This window comes from Humibacter ginsenosidimutans, from assembly GCF_007859675.1.
Lineage (GTDB): Bacteria > Actinomycetota > Actinomycetes > Actinomycetales > Microbacteriaceae > Humibacter > Humibacter ginsenosidimutans.
On the sequence record NZ_CP042305.1, the window covers coordinates 1,910,416 to 1,931,044 of the forward strand.

Annotated in this window: 2 protein-coding genes (1 of these 2 cut by a window edge); both read right to left on the bottom strand. The window is 70.3% G+C overall.

Annotation, left to right across the window (positions count from 1 at the left end; genetic code table 11):
* Positions 1–20,202: a hypothetical protein gene (locus FPZ11_RS19490; protein WP_367889442.1), complete on the bottom strand. Its 20,202-nt coding sequence runs from the start codon at positions 20,200–20,202 to the stop codon at positions 1–3.
* Positions 20,177–20,629 carry the 3' portion of a beta strand repeat-containing protein gene (locus tag FPZ11_RS19510; RefSeq protein WP_210415996.1) on the bottom strand. It continues 11,610 nt past the right edge of the window, so 453 of the gene's 12,063 nt are visible here — the last part of the coding sequence; its start codon lies beyond the right edge, outside the window — the gene reads right to left on this strand; the stop codon is at positions 20,177–20,179. The genes FPZ11_RS19490 and FPZ11_RS19510 overlap by 26 nt, the downstream gene beginning before the upstream one ends.

A 20,629-nucleotide genomic window follows, 5' to 3' on the forward strand; every position in this document is an offset into this window, starting at 1 on the left:
TCAGGCGCGGCGACGACGACGGAGCAGGAGAAGCAGTCCGGCGAGCAGCGCGATGGCCGCGAGGGCCAGCTGCGGCGCGGCATCCGATCCGGTCGGCGCGAGGCCGGAGCCGCTCGCCGACGACGTGGAACCACCCGCTGAGGCGCCGCCGTTCGTGCCGTTCGCGCCGCCGTGCGGCGGTGCGGGGATGACCTGCGGCGGCTGCAGGTTGACGTAGACGTTGCGGATGCTCGCGTGCTCGTACGCGGGATCGTCGCTCTCGCTGGAGTGGCTGATGGTCTCGACGATCTCGGACGGATCGAGCACCGCGCCCGTCGCGTACTGCACGTAGACGGTGTGCTGGCTCATGTCGCCGGCGGGGATGATCAGCATCACCGTCGGCGCGAACGTGACGCCGTCGAGTGAGACCAGCGCGTAGGGCGCGCCGGGGCCGTAGGCCACCGAGATGGTGATGTAGACATCGGCGGTCGGTGCCGTCGCCAGCTGGATCGTGTAGCTGTCTTCGGTCTGACCCGTCGGCAGGACGATCGTGCGACCGCCGGTCTCCGTGACGATCACCTGGCCGTCGCCTGCGACCGGGTCGACGACGGGGATGACCGGGAACACGACGGGGTCTTCGTCGGGCAGCAGGTACGGCGCGGACACGATGGGGCCGAGGTGCGTGCGGCTCGGCGCAGAGCGGAAGCTGCGCAGCAGCAGGTTCAGTCCGTCGCCGCTTGCTCCGTTGATGTTCGAGGAGACGTGGCCGAGACCGCCGAGGACCTGGATGTTCACCGTGCTGGCGCCCGTGCCGCCGTCGACGGTGACGTACCCGTCGGCGAGGAACGCCGTGCCTGCCATCAGCGTGCGGAACACGAACGAGTCGTTGCCGCTGCCCGCCTCGAGCCGGAGCTCGGCGAGGTTGTGGTTCACGATGAAGGTGTCGTTGCCCGCGCCGCCGTAGATGGTGGTCGGGAAGCTGATGCCGGGGCTCACGTAGCCGTCACTCGTGAGGATGGTGCTGAAGGCATCCTCCGGGTGCACGGCCGGCGCAACCCTCGGCGTCGCGTAGAGCTGACCGATGAGGAACGTGTCGTTGCCGTCTCCGCCGTTGAGCGTGGTGATGGCGCTGTTGTCGTCGACGGCGAACACGTCGTCGCCGCCGAGCCCGTTCACGGTGAGCCGTGAGTTGATGTGGTCGTCGTAGTCGATGCGCTCCGCCGCGGTGGACGAGTGCAGCAGGGCGACGAACGCGGGCTGCTGGGCCTGCGGCTGGTCGGGGATGATGGATGCCCCGCGCAGCAGGAACACATCGGGTCCGTCCGACCCGTTGACCGTGAGCGTGTTGAGTCCGCCGCGAGCGCCCGTGTCGAGCACCTCGATGCGGTAGTCGTGGTTCAACGGGTCGACGCTGCCCCAGGTGGTGATCACGTAGGTGTTGTCGCCCAGCTCGCCGTCGAGGTGCAGGGTGTCGCGCACCTGCTGGCCGTCGTAGGCGTCCCCTGAGGTGTCGAGGTGCGTCGTGGTCATGGTCTGCAGGTGGTCGACGACGAACGTGTCGTCGCCGTCGGGGGCGGATGCCGTCGCGCTCGGCCCGCCGTAGACGTCCGTCTGTCCGCCCAGGTAGGTGTGGTCGAAGACGAACGTGTCGTCGCCCGCGCCGCCGAAGACCTCGGCGGGCGCCCCGGTGAGCGTGCCGCCGAAGTAGAGGGTGGAGCCGATGGGCGACGCCGGGCTCTGACCGTACTCGGCCACGATCGTGACGGTTGCGCCCTGGATGACCGCCCCCGCCGGCTCGCTGAGATCGTCGCCGACCTGCAGCAGCACCGCGTTCGCCGCCACGATGCGCCCCTGGGCGACGAGATCGGCACCGTCGAGCGTGGCCCCGATGTTCACGATGGTGAGATCCGAGTCGTCGCTGCCGTCGTACGGCACGGCCAGTCGCACGCCGCCGAACATCGACTCGGCGCGCAGCACCGTCAGCGGCCCTGCGATCTCGGTGACGTCGATGTCGGCTGGCGGGTTCGTGCCGACCGGCAGGGATGCCGTGCGGTCGGTGAGGGCGTAGAGCCGGCCCGTGGCTGCGGTGTCGATCTTGAACGTGGAGCCCGTCGCGCCGATCGATCCGTTGTGCGCGATGAGGTCGATGTTCGCGCCGGACACCTGCAGAGCTGCCGTCGGGTCGTCGTCGAGGATGGAGCCGTTCGCGTTCGTCAGCGCGACATCGCCGGTGAGGGAGTCGACGACGCCGACGTACAGGTCGCCGGTGGTCTGCGTGAGGTAGATGCCGTCGCGAGCGACCGCCAGCACCTTGCCGCGAGCGGCGTTCGACGAGTGGATCTCGAGGTAGTTCGCGTCCGGAGTCACGTAGCCGATGCCGCCGAAGAGGGCGACCATCGTGATGGTGTTGCCGGTGACGCGTGCGCTGCCGTCGTGGATGGCATCCACATCGAAGATGGAGGCGCCGGAGGCGTCGGCGGCCGTGAGCGTCACGTCGGAATTCGTCGACGTGATGGTGCCGATGCGCAGGTCGCCCGTGGTCTCGGTGTCGGTGATGAAGCCGTTGGTGTCGATGTCGATCTCGCCGACGTTGTCGCTGGTGGAGAACGGAACAGGGAACTCGGCGCCCGTGAGCGTGGCATCCACGTTGGTGGTGGCGTCGATGTTCAGGGTGGCCTTGCCGCCGGTGTGGGCGATGCGGATGTCGTTGCCTGCGCTCAGGTCGGGGAAGACGTAGGTCGAGTCGATGGGCGTGTCGACCGTCCCGAATGCGGTGAGCACCAGCGACAGGTCGTAGCTCGGCGTGCCGTCCGGGTGGAAGTAGGTCTTGTATGCCCCGGTCGGCGGGAATGTGGTGCCGGCGTGGTCGGCGTTGTAGACATTCACCTGGATGTAGTCGGACGAGATGGTCGGCACGTCATCGCCCTGCAGGCTGTCGCCCAGCACGAGGTCGATGTCGTGTCCGGCATGGATCGGACCGAGCGTCGGCGTGAACGCCGCGGGCGCGCCGCGCAGGATCGACGTGATGTTCAGCACCACATCGTCGAGCGCATCGGCCACCAGGGCGACGAAGCGGGTGGGGTCGACGTTGTCGACGAGGTAGTCGCTCTGCACGAGTTCGACTGGGATCGGTGTGCGCACGCGTGTTCCGCCGCTGGTGGTCACGGTGCCGATGGTGCCCGCGTCCGCGTAGATCGCGAGCGTGTTGGTGATGATCAGCGGCGAGTCGGGACCCGCGAGGATGTCGCCGTGCTGGTTGTCGACGTGCGTCGAGCCGATCGGATTGTCGATGACGCCGTCGATGACGAGCTGCGGCGTTCCGCCGCCGTCGAGGTAGTCGTCGATGTCCACGGCCGTCGGCGTGAAGATCGGCATGCCGACGGTGAAGCGGAAGGCCGAGCTCCCGTTCACCTCGATCTGCACCGTCGCCGCCGTTCCCGTGAGGTTCGCGACGTCGATGGCGTGCACGACCATCGAGCGGCTGGAGTGGTTGTAGAGGCGCACGAAGTCGAACGTGTTCTGCACGGTGAACGTGCCTGCCGTTCCGGTGAGCGACGAGCTCGGTGCGCTCGCGCCGTTCGGCTGGGTGGGAGGCGTGTTGGCGTGGAAGACCACGGTGGCGCCACCGGTGTTCACGATGTTCTGCACCTCGATGATGCGGCCGGAGGGGATGACCGACCCGAGCGAGTACGTGTTGCCGAGGTCGTCTTTCACGGTGACCCCGTAGAGCTTGGTGATCTTTCCCGTGGTGTCGACGACGAGCTGCGGGTCGGGTGCGTGCAGGTAGACGTCCGCGTTCCACACGATGCTGCGGACCGCGTTGTTGGTGTCGCTGCCTCCCCTGCCGCCGCCGTCGAACGCCGCGCCACTGCGGTCGCGCTGCCAGGTCCAGCCGAGTTCGTTCTGCAGAGCCTCCACGTCGAGAGCCGCCGTGCGGATGATCGCGCCGGCGTCGGCCGTCACGTTCGAGGTGCTCTGGTAGTTGTTCGTCGCGTCGGAGTCGGTGTCGCCGCCCAGGCAGCCGCAGTTCGCGTTCGAGTGCGCGATGAGCTGGATGTTCTGGTGCTCCGCCGTCAGCGTGACCGATTCGTAGCCGACGATCTTGGTGTGGTCTTCGATCAGCAGGTCGGCGTTCGAGCCGACGTCGATGTTCGAGGATGCCTTCGAGCCGGCGCCGACCGCCTTCGCGTGCGTGTAGCTCTGGTTGTTCAACGTCATGTCGGCGACGTCGGAGGTGACGGCGACGTTGTCGCCCGTGATCGATGTGCCCGGCTGCAGATCGACAGTGGTGTTGTCGGTGACGTTGATGTCGCAGGTCGGTCCGCCGCAGCGCCCGGCATTGGCGTCGGCACCGAGACCACCCGCCTCGGCGTGCGTGCTGACGCTGGCGTAGGCCTGGCTCTGCGACCCGATCGCGACATCGTCGCCCGCCACGATGGTGCCCGCGATGTTCGTCGTCGCGGTGATCGTGACGGTGGCGCCCGCGTCGGACTCCACCCCGGAGCCGAGACCGGTGGCGTCCGACTCACTGGAGGCATCCGCCTGGCCGATGGTGACGGGAGCGATCGTCACGTTGTGGGTCGCCGTCAGGGTTGCGCCGGAGGCCACGGTGACCGTCGTGGTGGTCTTCGTGGTGGACGTCGCCTCCGCGCTGCCGATGGCCACGAGACCGCCGCCGCCGTTCGAGGCGTCCGAGTCGACTCCGGCGTTCGAGTCGGTGGTGACGGTGATGTCGCCGCCCGCGTTCAGCGACGCGCCCGCCCCGATCGTCACGGCGACGACAGCCGTCTCGTTCGCGGTCGGCGTGGCGCTCGACGAGGAGATGAACCCGCCGCCGGAACCGCTCACGGTGGCGGTCGACGTCTGGCCCCCGCCCGCCGTGGTTCCCGAGATGCCGAGCGCCGTGATGCTCTGCGTTCCGCTGCCGGCCGACGAGAGGTCGAGCACGAGCTCCTGGCCTGCGCTCCCGCCTGCACCGAGACCGATCGGTGCCGCGACGAAGTAGCCGATGCCCGTGATGCCGCTGCCGTTGAGCGGGATCGGGGTGCCGCCTGGCGTCTTCGACACCTGGAAGGCGGTGGATGACGCGCTGACGACGTAGTATCGGCCGCCGTCGTCCAGCCCTTGGATCGGCTGCTGGCCCGGCAGGTAGAGGCCGTGCGTGACGGCCTCGCCCGCGGCCGATGTGTCGGGCGTCAGGGTGATCGGGGTGATCGGGATGTCGTTGTCGTCGCCGTCCTTGCAGCCGCCTGTCGCCTCGCATTGCGTCGCGGCGAGCTGGATGACGTTCGCGTTGACGACGATGACGTAGTAGGTGTTCCCGTTGGTGAGGCCGCCGAGCGGGTCCGAAGCACCCTCGTAGACGACGGCCTCTCCCGTCGCGAGACCGTGGTTCGGGATCACGATCGTGTTGTTGCTCTGCGGCACGACGTTCGGCGGGTTGCCCGTGATGACCGGGTTGCCGTTCGAATCGGTCTGGATGTTCACCTGCTGGCTGGAGAACGTGACCAGCGCGCCGGGCGCGTGATAGGTGACGGCGTCACCAGGGCGATACGCGTTGCCGACGGTGAACGTGTTGCCGCCCGTGACGTTCGACCCGGTGACCCCGACCTGGGACTGCGACTCGGCGGGGTCGAAGAGCTGGATGTGCGAGGCATCGACGACGTGCACCAGGTAGCTGTGCCCGGAGATGAGGCCCGGCACAGCTGTTCCCCCGCTCGGCACGACATAGACGACGATGTCACCCTCGTGCAGGTTGTGATTGAGCGGAACGAAGTTGCCGCCGATCGTGGTGCCGAACGCGATCGTGTCGGTCGAGGTGTCGATCTGGGCACCGTCGAAGAGCGAGCCGAGCTGCACGGTGTCGTCGCCGAGCACGATGACGTTGTAGTTCAGACCGTCGTGCAGACCGCCGACCGGGGTTCCGCCTTGGGCGCTGTAGGTGACGGTGCTCCCGGTGGTGAACGAGTGCGGGGCGCTGAGCGTGATGACGTTCGTGGCGGTGTTCACGCCGCTCGATCCGTCGAACTGGCTGGAGTTCGACGACGGCGGCGCCTGCGTGTTCTGCTGGGCCGTGGCCGTGATGGTGCCACCCGCGTAGATCTGCGCACCCTGACCGATGGAGAGGTTCACTGTCGGGTCGGTCGTGACCGTGGCCGAGTTGTGCGCCAGGTCGAGCGCGATGCCGACGTGCTCGCTCTCCGACGAGGAGATCGAGACCGGGTTCGAGGAGACACCGACCGAGATGTCGCCGACGGTCGTGATCGGCTTGCCCGAGCTGCCGAGGTCGGTCTCGACCGTGGTCGCCGTCGTTGCGCTCGCACCCGCACTCGCGACGGAGAGCCCGCCGATGCTCGTGTCGCTGATCAGCGCCGTCGAGGAGTCTGTGCCGGTGGCGAGCACCTGCAGCGACTTGGCTCCGGGTGCCGAGGCCGTCGAGCCGTGGGCGGCGCCGAGCATCCGCGCGTATGTGTCGGCATTGTCGGTGGCCGTCGGGTTGGCGCTCGAGATGGAGCCGAGGCCGCCGTTGGTCGAGCCTCCCTTGGCGAGCGCCGTGTTCGTGGCGGTGGCGATCACCGAGACGACGGCGTTGGGTGCGTCGAGCACGGCGGAGGAACCGATGTTCGCCTGCGTCACGACGCCGGCGGTGATGGTCGCCTGCGGCGACGAGTCGGATGCTCCCGCCAGTCCGAACGCGCGCGCGCCAGACGTCGATGACACGCTTGCCGTCGACGTGGCCGAGACCGCCAGTCCCGTGCCGCCCGTGAGGAGGCCGTCGAACTCCGCCGCCGTCGGCGCCGCCACTCTGGCGATCGGCACGCTGGCGTTGCCCGCGATGAGGCCGCCGTCGAGCGTGTCGGTGTTCGCCGTCGCCGTGTTGCCGCTCGTCGCGGACACCGTGACGCTGCCGGACGTGACGAACGCGCCTGCCCCGTAGCCCGCGCTCGTCGACGCCGTGCCGAGCACCTCGGCGTCGACGGCGGCGCCCGTGATGCTGCCCAGCCCGATGCCGAGGGATTCGGTCTTCGCCGTGGCGGCGTTGCTGCCGGACGCCCGGATGCTTCCGCCGGTCGATCCGAGGATCGCACCGCTGAATGCGGCGGTCACTGCGGCCCCGACGAGTGCCTTGGCGAAGAAGATGCCACCGTGGATGAGGCCGCCGCCTGTCGAGGTGATCTCGGCGTCGGCGCTGTCGCCGCCCGTGCCCAACGACGCGGCGACCGTGACGAACCCGGATGCGGTGAGCTTCGTGCTGCCGCTCACCGTGGCGGTGACGCCCGCCGACTGCTGAACCTCGGCGTCGGCGAATGCGCCCGTGCCGCCGATCACGCTGAAGTTGTCGGCGCTCGCCGCTGCAGCAGCCGCGTTCTGGCCGGATGCCGTGACGGAGAAGGCGCCCGAGGTGGTGGTGCCACCGTCGAACTCCGCGTTCGTCGCCGCTGCCACGATGGCCGTCGGGGTGAGCGCCCCGATCGAGATCACGCCCACCGAGAGCTGCGACGGCGTCGCCGTGGCATGGTTCGCGGAACTCGCCGACACGGTCAGCGCGCCCGGACCGGCGTTCACCGTGGTGGCGCTCGCGTCGACGACGGCGATGACGGACGCCGATGAGGTGATGCGGGCATCCGCTCCGCCGATGGAGCCGGAGAGGATGCCGATGCCGAGCAGCGAGGAGTCGGCGGTCGCCGTGTTGGCGCCCGTCGCCGACACCGTCAGGCCGTTCGCACCGAGCACGGAGTCGCCGAGCTCGGCCTTGGTGGGAGCCTCGACGTGGGCGAACGGCAGCGTGGCGCTCAGCGTGAACGCGCCGATGCTGCCCACCTCCGTGTCGACGGTCGAGGTGTTCGCCGCAGTGGCGGAGACTGTCACCTTTCCAGTGGAGGTGATGGTGCCTCCCGTGACGACGGCGGTGGTGGCCGCACTGCTCGCGATCTCGGCGACCACCCCGGCGAGGCTGACGCCGGCGAACGACATGGAGCCGACCTTCGTGCTGGCGTTCGCATCGCTGGTGGAGTCGGCCGTCACGGAGACCCCGCCGGAGGAGGCGACCGTGGTGCGCAGCTCGGCTGTCACGGGGGCGAGCAGTTCGGCATCCGCGGTGTACACACCGGCGTTGATGAAACCGCCGCCTCCACCGAGCACCTTCGCGAAGGCGTAGTCTCCGTGGCCGGCGGAGTCGATCGTCGTGCCTGCCTTCACCGAGACGAGTCCTGCCGAGTGCACGCTCGCCGATGCCCCGACGCTCGCCAGCACCTGCGCGCTCTGCTCCACATGCGCGACCGGGAAGGTGCCCTGTCCGCCGCCGAGCAGCGCGATGTTCAGCACATCGGCCTCTGCGCTCGCCTGGTTCTGCCCGGCGGCCGACACCGCGATGGCGCCGGATGCCGTGACCTGGCCGTCGAGATGCGCCTCGGTCGTGCCCGTGACCAGGGCGATCGGCAGCATCAGCGTGACGCCGATGCCGCTGAACGTGCCGCCCTGGGCGAGCACCGAGGCGTGGTTGGCCGACGTGGCCGACACGGCGACCGTGCCTCCGCCGCTCACGCTGGATCCCTTGCTCACGCTTGCCACCGTGGTGCGATCGTCACGTGCGACGACGACCATGATGCCGGCCGCGATGGTGCCGGTCGACACGCCGAGGGTGCTGGCGGAGGTGGTGTTGGTGCCCTCGGCTGCGACGGACAGCCCACCGACGAGCGTGGCGTGTCCGCTGAAGGTCGCCGTGGTCGCTCCGCTGAGGTGGGCGATCGCGCCGGCTCCCGTGATGCCGACGCCGATGCCGCCCTGCACCGAGAACGCCTGGGTGGGAACGGTGATGACCGATTGAGCCAGCATCGTCACACCGCCCGCCGGGGCTTGGCCGCCGATGGTGACATTGCCGATCGTGGCCGTGGTGTCTCCGTCGACCTCGGCGTCGGCGACGGCGGCGCCGACCGCGCCGGCTCCGACCGCGAGGCCGATCGCGAGCGGGTTCACGGTGCGGTACGCCTGCGCCTCGACATCGACCGTTCCACCCGCGGTCGGGATGACGACGCCGGAGTCGATGTGCGCGTTCTGCGAGGCGTGGCTCGTGATGACGACGACCTGCGCCCCGACGCTGACGAGGCCGGCCTGGCCGGAGAACGCCACGCCGAGGTCGTTCTCCGTGACGACGGACTGCACGCTGACGTCGCCGCCCGCCGTGACCGATGCACCCGCCGCGATGCCGGCATCCGTGCTGCTGGTGAGGTTGGCGATCGCGACGGAGCCGCCGGCCGCGACCACGCCGCCTGCCACGGTGCCGACGACGCCGAGGTAGGAGTTCTGCTCGTTCGCCCGCATGTGCAGGCTCCCGCCGATGACGATGACGGCTCCCGTGCCGATCTCGCTCGTCGTGCTGCCCGGCACCTGCGGCGAGTCGAACTGCTTGTTCACCAGGTCGCTGCTGGGGGCTGCGCCCTGCACGGAACCGGATGCGCCGTTCAGCGACGGCGCGATGCGCGCGTTCGTCTCGGAGTCGGCCGTGCCGCCGCCCGCGTTGTCGAGGATGTGCTGGTATCCGCCCGTGCCGGAGCCGTTCGCCGTGTCGCCGGACTGCGATTGCGCGGTCGTGCCGCTCGACGGTGCGAGGGCATCCGCGGCCGCCTCCCATTGCGAGTGCGAGGTGTCAGCGACGGGGTTGAGGGTGGGGTGGTCGATGAGCGCGCCGTACCGCTGTCCGTCTGATCCGGTGACCACGTCTCCGGTGAGATAGCTGCCGGTCGACGACCAGGTGCCCTTGTCGACGCCGTTCGCGCCCGCGTTGTACGACGACGTCGGGTCGGTGCCGACCGTCCATACCGACACGGATGCCGCGATACCGACCACGCCGGCGCCGACGCTGAGCGCATAACTGCGGATCGACTTGGCCGCGAGTGCGTTGAGCGTCAGGTCGTGCGCGGCGTAGACCGTGGCGTAGCCGCCGATGTACGCCTGCGTCGTGGTCTGCGCGATGCCGATGTCGATCCCGCCAGCCACCCCGACGAACCCACCGGCCGCGCCGCCTCCGATGGTCAGGGCGGAGGTCGTGTCGGCCGCCGACACGTTCACCGACTGCTGCGAGCCCGCCCCGGCCGCGGTGTTCACGCGCGTGCGGTTCAGCAGGTTGCTGTCGATGAACGCCGCCGTCGTGGCGTGCAGCACGGTGACGTTCACACCGCCGGCGACTCCGACGGCGCCCGCCCCGACGGCGACGGCCAGGCCGAAGATGTCCTCGCTGGAGCCGGCCTGCACGGCGAGGCCGTTGAACGGGCCGGTTCCGAAGCCGATGCCGACGAACGAGCCGTCGTACACGCCGCCCAGCGTGGTCGTCGGCTGCGTCGCCTTCGCGTCGACGATGCTTCCCGCGCCGATGAACGCCTCGGTGTCCTTGGTGATCGAGGTGACCGCGACACCGATGCCGACCCCGACGAATCCTCCCGCCGCGCCACCGCCGACCGCGATGATCGTGGTGTCGTCATGCGCGCCGATCAGCACGTTGTTCCCCGCGGAGATCGTCACGGCCAGGCCGGTGTCCGCATACGTGTGGGTCGTGAGCACGATGACGGATGCTGCCCCGGCGACGCCGACGAAGCCGCCGGCACCCGTGAGGGCCACGGAGGTGACGGCATCGGTCGCCGTGGCGACGACGTCGACGTCGCGCTGGGCGGCGACGTACGCGCTCTGGGCGATGAGGGCATCCGTCGTGAGCTTCACGATGCCGACGGCGGCACTCGCTCCGACGCCGACCGTTCCTCCTGCGGCGACCGCCGAGATCATCAGCAGGCTGAACGCGTTGCCTGCGTCGACGAGGACCGACTGCGCCGCGTTGGCGCCGGAGTTCGCCGCGTCGATCTGTGCATACTCGCCGACAGAGGCCGTCGTCGTCGCCGTCACCACGTTGACACTGCCGCCGACGCCGACGCCCGCGATGCCGGCGAAGCTCGCTGTGACGCCCGCCGCGGAGATGTCGTCGCTGTTGTTGGCCGTGATGGCCACCCCGCGGAAGCCCGTTGCCGTGTTGCCGGTGACGGTGTGCTCGCCGAGTGTGGCAGCCGCATCCGGCGAGGGCTGAGCGCCCTGCAGCACGATGCTGTGTGCCCGACCCGTCGCGACCGACGGGTTCAGGGCGATGGCCTGCTGCACGGCACCGGGAGCGCAGCCGTTCGCGGACGGGTTCGCCTGGCAGAGTGTGGCGGCGAGCTGGATCTGATGCGATCCGGGTGCTCCTGGGATGACGTAATACTCCCCGCCGTCGACGAGGCCACCGATCGGAGCGCCGCCGCCCGAGCTGTAGATGACCGGGTCGCCGAGCGAGACGTCGAGGTCGTACGGCAGCGTGATGACAGTGCCGGAGGCATCGTGCGGATCGAAGTACGGGGTGTCGCTGACGGGCGGCGATGCCTGGTCGGTGGGCACGAGCCTCTGCGACTCTCCGCCGCGGGACGGAGCCGTGAGGGTGATCGGCGCGCCACCGGGAGTGAGAGAGAGCTGGATGTCCGTCGGCGACAGCACGTGCACGTAATACACACCGCCCTGCACGAGACCGCCGATGGCGTCGCCGCCCCCGTCGTCGTAGAGCACCTGCTCGCCCTCTGTGTAGCTGTGCGTGAACGGCAGGTGGAGTGTGACATGGTCGGCCTGGATCGCCGCGGGCGAGAAGCGGGTGTCGACGGCGGTGGTCGTGAAGCCGCCCGTGCTCACGGTGAGGCCCGGCGCGTTGCCGAGGGCGTTCAGCACGGAGAAGTCGCCGAGGAACGCGGTCGTCGTCTTGTCGACGACCGGGACGGCTGCCGCGGCGCCAGCACCGACGGTGCCGGCAGCGGCGATGGCGCCGGCGACGACGGTCATGGTGAGCTGCTCGTTCGCGGCCACCCGAGCGTTGCCGCCTGCGTTCACGACGGAGCGCGACGACGTGCAGTTCGCCGGCGTCACCTGTGCCGCCGCGCAGTGCTCGCCGATCCACGCCTGCGTGACGATGGTGAAGACCGGCACCGCGGCGTTGACCGCCACGGCGACCGCGCCGCCGCCCGCGCCGCCCGTTGAGATGGAGGTGACCGTCTCGCTCGAGGTCGCATCGACGGTGGCGTCGCCGTTCACCGTGACGCTCACCCTCGGCGCGATCCACGCCTGCGTCGTCTTGTTCAGCACCTCGACGTCGGCACCAGCTCCCACGCCCGCCGAGCCGCCGATCGCGAGCTGACCCGCCGCACCCTTGAGGGTGGTGGTGTCGGATGCCGCCAGCGCGATCCCCTCGCCGGCCTGCGCTCCCGTGTTGTCGCCGTTCACCGTCACGCCGGAGTCGATGTGCGCCGTGGTCGTGTCGTTCTGCACGCCGACCGTCGCCGATCCGGAGATGCCGGCGGTGCCGCCCGCGCTGCCGCCGATCGCGAGCAGTGTCACGTTCTCGGACTGCGCTGCGCCGATGGCGAGGCCCGGGGCGCCGTGGGCCTGCACGTCGTCGTTCGCCGCGATGAACGCATCCACGATTCCCGTGCGCACCAGCACGGCGGAGGAGACGCCGACGCCTGCTGTGCCGCCCACCGAGAGGTTGCCGGCGTAGAGGGCCAGCGTCGGCACCGTGTCAGAGGCCTGGATGCTCATGCCGCCGCCGGCATGCACCGTCGTGGGTCGCGCTCCCCCGTCGATGTAGGCGCGCGTGCCGGGACCTCCGGCGCCCTGGTTGATGACCGCGACGATGATGGAGCCGACGACCGCCGTGTTCGTGGAGGCCCCGGCATCCACGGCCACTGCCGTCAGCGAGTCGGTGGCCGTCGCGGCGAGCAGAACGGCACCGCCGACCCGCGCCGCCACACCGTCGCCGATATAGGCGCGCACATCTTTGTTCACCACGTCGACGACGAGACCGAGCCCCACGCCGACGGAGCCCCCGGTCAGCGCGATCGCACCGGCGAGCTGCACGAAGGTCGTGGTGTCCTCCGCCGTGATCGTGATGGACTGCGCCGCGTTCACGGGCACGTGCTGGTTCACGGCCGCGCCGCCTGCGATGTAGGCCTGCGTCGTGAGATCGATGACGTCGACGATGACGGATCCGCCGATCGCGACACCGCTCGTTCCAGCGCCGCCTGCGATCGCCACAGAGGTGACCGCGATGGTGATCGAGGGGATGTCGGGCACCACGAGCGCGGCGACTCCGGCGCTCGAGGAGATCAGGATGGCACCGCCGGCGTCGACTGTTGTCGGCGACGTCGGCGACGAGTCGATGAACGCGAGCGTCGGGATGGTCAGGATGTTGACCGCGATCGCCGCGCCGACCCCCGATCCGTTCAGCGAGAGCCCGCCGGCCGCCGCGATGTTCTGCAGGCCCATCGGGTTGCTCGCCTGCACGGCGATTCCGCCCGCCGAGGTGATCGTGGAGCCCGCGCCGATCTCCGCCGTGGTCTCGAAGTCGATCACCTGCACGCCGACGGATCCGGCGACGGATGCCTTGCCGTTGCCTCCCGCCGCCGCGAGTCCCCAGACCACGAAGTCGTTCTCGGCGCCGGCGGGAGTGATCGCCTGCACGGCGATGCTTCCCGCGCTGATGCGCGTGTTCGCGCCGATGGTGCCGTCGTTGACCACGGTCGCCACGTTCAGCCCGATCCCGGCGCCGATGTTGGTGCTGTTCAGCTTGAGCGCCGTGCCGATCGACTTGGCCGTGGCATCCACCGAATCGGATGCCGCGACGACCAGTGCGCCGGTCGCCACGACGGTCAGCCCCGCGGGGATCGTCGCCGTCGTGGTGTCGACCACCCAGTTGACCGTGACGGCCGCGCCGACACCGACGCCCTGGCCGGACTTGCCGGACTGGCCGCTGGCTTGACCGTTGGCGCTGCTCACGTTGTCGCTCGCCGACGGCAGCGTTCCCGTCGTGCCGGCCGTGCTCGGCGTGCCGTTGAGCTGCTGGCTCGCCTGCGAGTCCGAGTTGCCTGCCGTGTTCTGCGCGGCGCCCTGAGCGCTCGCCGTCGCCTGGGCGCTGCCCGCCGTCACGGTCGCCGCGCTGATCACGACGGATGCGCCGGAGACGTTGCGGTCGGTACGCGCCGTCGTCGTGACGGTGAGGATGTTCAGCGCGATCACCGCGCCCACCGCAACACCGTCACCGGCCGCGTTCGCGTCGCCGGTCGCCGACGTGCCGCCCGTGTACGACGCCGCAATCGTCACCGCTCCGGTCGCGACGAGTCCGCCTCCCGCGGCCGAAGGCGCACCGAGATGGGCGATCGTCACCGGCGACACGACGTTGATCGCGACCGCAGGGCTCACCGCCACGCTGCTGCCCGCGGAGCCGGCCGTGACCACGGCCGTCACCGGGTCGGCCGCCGTCGCGCTGAGCGTCACGTCGCGCCCTCCGGTGAGCACGGCGCCGTCGACGACCTCTGCTCGTGTGACGTTCGTGGTGAGCACGTTGATGGCGACGGACGCGCCCACGCCGACCTTGCCTCCGCCGCCGAGTGAGGCGTCCGCCTTCGCGGTCGCGGAGTCGGTGCGCACGTTCTGGGCCGTCAACGCGACGTCGCCGGTGCCCGCGTATACGACGGCGGTGCCTGGCACATACGCCTCCGTGTTGTCGGTCACGAGGTTCAGGGCGACGGCGCCTGCCACGCCGATGTCCTTCGAACCGGCGCCGGCATCTGCTTCGACCGCGAAGGTGTGCGTGGTGTCACCGCCGACGTTCGTCATTGTCGCCGACTCGGTGAAGCCGTTGCCCGTGACGGTGGTGCCATCGCCGAGGTAGGCCTCGTTCACGAGGGTCACGAGGTTCAGGGCGACGGCGGCGCCGACTCCGACGTCCGACGCCTGAACGGCGGTGCCATCGGCTTTGACCGTGCCGTCGGCGTTCTCCGAGCTGCTCAGGCTCACTGCGCCGCCTGCGACGAGCGTCAGCCCGTTCGGCAGCGTCGCCGTTGCGGTCACATCGGCCACGTTGATGGCGATGGCGGCGGCCACGGCGACCTTGCCGTCTGAGGTGGATGCCGACGGGTTCGGGCTGCCCGTCGAGCCCGCACCCTTGTACGTCTGATCGGTGGTGCTGGCGAAGTCGCGCTGGGACTGGGCCTGCTGATCCACGTCGCCGGAGGGAGCGTTCTGACTGCTCGTGCCCGGTGCGCCGCTGGCCGATGCACTCGCCGCTGCGCCGTCGGCCGAGGATCCGTACGCGCCGAATGCGATCGCTCCGGCCGCCGTGATGTTGCGGCCCGTCGTGGCGGTGACGGTGTGCGTGACGAGGTTGAGGCCGAGCGCGATGCCGACCGACGCTGACGATCCGCCGGCCGCGACGGCACCCGCCGAGCTCGTGGCGCCCGCGGTCTGGTAGGCGTTCGCTGCGAACGACCCGCTGATGACGAGTCCTCCGGTCGTGATCGTGCCGATCTGCGCCGAGGTGACGACATTGGAGATGGTGATCGCGATCGCCGGGGTCACCGCGACCTTCGCGCTTCCCGTGCCCTGCGCACCCATCTTCGCCTCGGTCGTGGCGAGGTCTCCGGCACGAGCCGTCAGGGTGAAGTCATGGGCACCGGTCACCGTGATGCCGTCGTCGAGCAGCGCCGTCGTGGTGTCGGTGACCAGGTTGAGAGCGACGGATGCCCCGATGCCGACATCGCTCGCGCTCACCCCGCCCGGTGTCGGCTCCGCCTTCACCGTGCTCGTCGCGTTGCTGCCGGCCGTGATCGCGACATCGCCGCCGGTCAGCGTGACGACACCGGAGAGCTCGGCGAGGGTGGTCTGATTGACCACGGCAAGCGCGAACGAACCGGCGACGGAGATCTTGCCGTCGCCCGCACCGCTGGCGGACTGCGCGCCATAGGTGCTCGTGGCATCCGTGCCGCCCGTCGACGTCGTGAACGGCGTCTCCGTGGCACTGACCGTGAGTGCGTGCGCGTGGACGGTGTCGCCCTGCGGCAGTCGCGCCGTGTTCGTCACGTTCGCGAGCGTGATCGCGACGGCGGCGCCGACCGTGGCCGAACTTCCGTGCGAGGCGGAACCGTCTGCGTCGGTCGCGGCGTCGGTGTTCTGACTGGAGGCGAGGGTGACCAGTCCGCCCGCCGTGATGTCGAGACCATCGTGCTCGATGGTCGCCGTCGCGGTGACCGTCGCGATGGTGATGGCGATGGCCGCAGCCACGTTCACCTTGCCGTCGCTCGTCGAGGCGCTCGGCGTCGAGGTGCCGCCAGAGCCCGCGACGTGGTTGTTCGCGGCCGACTGGTCGGCGAAGTCGCGCTGACCCTGCACCTGGCTGTCGACGCCGTCACCGCTGGAACCGCTGGAACCGCTCGACTCCGGCGCTCCCGACGCCGACGCCTGCGCCGCTGCGGCGGAGGCCGAGACGCCGGACGCGGACAGCGTCACGTCGCCACCGGCCACGATGCTGCGGTCGGTCGTTCCGCTCACGGTGTGGTTCGCGATCGTCAGGCCGAGCCCGACGCCGATCGCCGCCGAGGACGATCCGCCCGTCGCGGCTCCGGCGGTGCTCGAGGCGCTCGCGATCTGCGTCGCCTGCGCTGCGAGGTTGCCGCTGAGCTGGATGGCCTTCGGCAGCGAGCCGATGCGCGCGGTGGTGGTGACGTTCGACAGCGTGATCGCCACGGCAGGGGCGACGGAGACCTTGCCGCCCGTCGCGCCCATCTTCGCCTCTGTCGCGGCGTCGTCTCTGGCGGTCGCCGTCAGCGTCACGTTGCGAGCACCGATGAGGGCGATGCCGTCGTCGAGGGTCGCGGTCGTGGTGTCCTGAATGAGGGCGAGCCCGACGGACGCCCCGACTCCGACGTTCGTCGAGGTCACTCCGCCCGGTGTCGGCTCCGCCTTCACCGTCGTGGATGCCGCGCTCCCCGCCACCACACTCGCGTCACCGCCCGTCAGCGTCACGGTTCCGGCCAGCTCGGCCAGCGTCTGCTGGTTCACCACGGCCAACGCGAACGAACCCGCCACGGAGACCTTGCCGCCACCGGCACCCGACGTCGACTGCGCACCATACGTGCTGGTGGCATCGGCGCCATCCACGGTCTCCGTCGCCGAGACGACGAGGCTCTTCGCGTGCACGGTGTCGTTCTCCGGCAGCACCGCCGTGTTCGTCACGTCGGCCAGCGTGATCGCCACCCCGGCACCGACGTTCGCGGTGCCACCCTGCGTCGCCGAACCGTCCGCCGAGCTGGCGGCATCCGTGTTCTGGCTCGACGACAACGTCACCGTGCCGCCGGCCGTGAGGTCGAGACCAGCGCCCGAAATGGTGGCGGTCGCCGTCACGGTGGCCAGATCGATGCCGATCGCCGCGGCGACGTTCACTCCGCCGTCGGACGTGGTGGCCTTCGGCGTGCTCGCCGAGCCCGTGCCCTTCACGCCGTTGTTCGCCGCTGACTGATCGGCGAAGTCGCGCTGGCCCTGCACCTGGCTGTCGACGCCGTCGCCGGCACCACCGCCGCTGCCCGCACCGCCTGAACCGTCCGTGCTGTTCTCCGGCGCACCCGACGCGGATGCCTGCGCGCCGGCTGCCGAGGCCGACTCGCTCGAGGCGCTCAGCGTGATGTTCCCACCGGCGTTCACGCTGCGTGCTGTGGTCGCGGTGACGGCGTGGTTCGCGATCGTGAGCCCGAGACCGACACCGACCGCAGCAGAGGATCCGCCGCTGACGACGGCACCGGCGGTGGTCGAGGCGCTCGCCTTCTGGGCCGCGCTCACGGTCAGCGACCCGCTCAGCTGCAATGGGCCGCCGAAGGTGCCCAGCGAGGCGGACGTGGTGACGTTCGACAGCGCGATGGCCACGGCGGGAGCGATGTCGACCTTGCCGCCCGCGGCACCCATCTTCGCCTCGACCACCGCAGCATCGTCGGCGGTGGAGGTGAGCGAGACATTGCCTGCGCCGATGATCGCGATGCCGTTGTCGAGCGCCGCCGTCGTGTCGTCCTCGATCAGCGCGATGGCGACCGAAGCCCCGACGCCCACATTGGTGGAGGTCACCCCGCCGGGAGTCGGCTCCGCCTTCACCGTCGTGGATGCCGCGCTCCCCGCCACCACACTCGCGTCACCGCCCGTCAGCGTGACCGTACCGGCCAGCTCGGCCGACGTGGTCTGATCGACCACCGCCAACGCGAACGAACCCGCCACGGACACCTTCCCGCCACCGGCACCCGACGTCGACTGCGCACCATACGTGCTGGTGGCATCGGCGCCATCCACGGTCTCCGTCGCCGAGACGACGAGGCTCTTCGCGTGCACGGTGTCGTTCTCCGGCAGCACCGCCGTGTTCGTCACGTCGGCCAGCGTGATCGCCACCCCGGCACCGACATTCGCGGTGCCACCCTGCGTCGCCGAACCGTCCGCCGAGCTGGCGGCATCCGTGTTCTGGCTCGACGCCAACGTCACCGTTCCGCCGGCCTTCAGATCCAGTCCGGTTCCCACGATCGTGGCGGTCGCGCTGATCGTCGCGAGGTCGACGCCGATGGCCGCCGCCACGTTCACGCCGCCGTTCGAGGTCGTCGCCTTCGGCGTGCTCGCCGAGCCCGTGCCCTTCACACCGTTGTCGGCCGCTGACTGATCGGCGAAGTCGCGTTGCCCCTGCACCTGGCTGTCGACGCCGTCGCCGGCACCACCGCCGCTGCCCGCACCGCCCGAGCCGTCGGCGCTGTTCTCCGGGGATCCTGCGGCCGATGCCTGCGCCGTCGCTGCCGAGGCCGACTCGCTCGAGGCGCTCAGCGTGATGTTCCCGCCTGCGTTCACGCTGCGTGCTGTGGTCGCGGTGACGGTGTGGTTCGCGATCGTGAGCCCGAGACCGACGCCGACCGCAGCAGACGAGCCGCCCGTCACGACGGCACCGGCGTTCGTCGCGGCACTCGCCTTCTGAGTCGCCGCGATGGTCAGATCGCCGCTCAGTGAGAGCGTTCCGCCGAATGTGCCGATCAGCGCCTGCGTCGTCACGTTCGACAGCGCGATGGCCACGGCGGGAGCGATGTCGACCTTGCCGCCCGCGGCACCCATCTTCGCCTCGACCACCGCGTCGTCGTTCGCCGTCGACGTGAGGCTGATGTCGTGAGCGCCCGTGATCGCGATGCCGTTGTCGAGCACCGCCGTCGTGTCGTCCTCGATCAGCGCAAGGGCGACCGAAGCCCCGACTCCGACGTTCGTCGAGGTCACTCCACCCGGTGTCGGCTCCGCCTTCACCGTCGTGGATGCCGCGCTCCCCGCCACCACACTCGCGTCACCGCCCGTCAACGTGACCGTACCGGCCAGCTCGGCCAGCGTCTGCTGGTTCACCACGGCCAACGCGAACGAACCCGCCACGGACACCTTCCCGCCACCGGCACCCGACGTCGACTGCGCACCATACGTGCTCGTCGCATCCGCCGTCGGCCCGCTCCCGTCGACCGTCTCCGTCGCACTCACGGTCAGTCCGTGCGCGTTCACCGTGTCGCCGGTCGGCAGCTTGGCCGTGTTCGTCACATCGGCCAGCGTGATCGCGACAGCGGCCCCGATGGTGGCGGTCCCACCCTGGGATGCCGAGCCGTCTGCCGCAGAGGCGGCGTCGGTGTTCTGGCTCGACGACAACGTCACCGTTCCGCCCGCTTTGAGCGTGATGCCCGTGCCCACGATCGTGGCCGTCGAATCCACCGTCGCGACGACGACCCCGATCGCGGCCGCGACGTTGACCTTGCCGCTCGACGAGCTCGCGCTCGGCGTGGCCGTGGAGCCGGACTTCGCGCCGCCGTTGGCCGCTGCCGTGTCGTCGGCGTTCGTGCGCTCCTTCTGGATCTGCTGGTCGACACCGTCGCCCGCGCCACCGCCACTGCCCGCGCCGCCCGCGCCACCGCCACTGCCCGCGCCGCCCGCGCCGTCAGCACTGTTCTCCGGCGCACCCGACGCCGATGCCTGTGCCGATGCCGCCGACGACGAGATGCCCGAAGCGCTCAACGTGATGCCGCCGCCCGCCGCGATCGACCGCGCCGTCGTGCCGCTCACCGTGTGGTTCGCGACGGTCAGCGCCAACCCGACGCCGACGGCGGCCGTGGTCCCACCGGCCACCACCGCGCCGGCCGAGGTGTTCGCCGACGCGTTCTGCGTGGCCGACGACGTGACGTCGCCCGATGCCGAAAGACCGGCGCCGAGCGTCCCGATCACGGCCGCGGTGGTCACCGTCGAGAGGGTGATCGCCACGGCGGGTGCGATGTCGACCTTGCCACCCGACGCCCCCATCTTCGCGTCGGTCAGAGCGTCATCCTGAGCCGTGCTGCTGAGCATGACGTTGCGCGCGCCGGTGAGCGCGACGCCATTGTCGAGAGTGGCCGTCGTGGTGTCGGTGATGAGATTGAGGGCGACGGATGCCCCGACCCCGACGTTCGTCGAGCTCACTCCGCCCGGTGTGGGCTCCGCCTTCACAGTGCTGGCTGCTGCGCTGGCCGCCACCACGCTCGCGTCTCCGCCGCCGAGGGTGACGGTGCCTGCCAGCTCGGCCGTCGTGTGCTGGTTGATCACCGCGAGGGCGAGCGACCCCGCAACGGAGACCTTGCCGCCGCCGGCACCCGACGTGGACTGCGCGCCATAGGTGCTCGTGGCATCGGTGCCGTTCACGGTCTCGGTCGCGCTCACGACGAGAGCGTGCGCGTTGACGGCATCGCCCGTCGGCAGCACCGCGGAGTTGGTGACGTCGGCCAGCGTGATCGCGACG

What these genes read in the sequence shown, in the direction of transcription:
- FPZ11_RS19490 (WP_367889442.1), bottom strand. Translation starts at nt 20,202, where the DNA reads ATGCTCAGCAGCACGGCTCAGGATGACGCTCTGACCGACGCGAAGATG.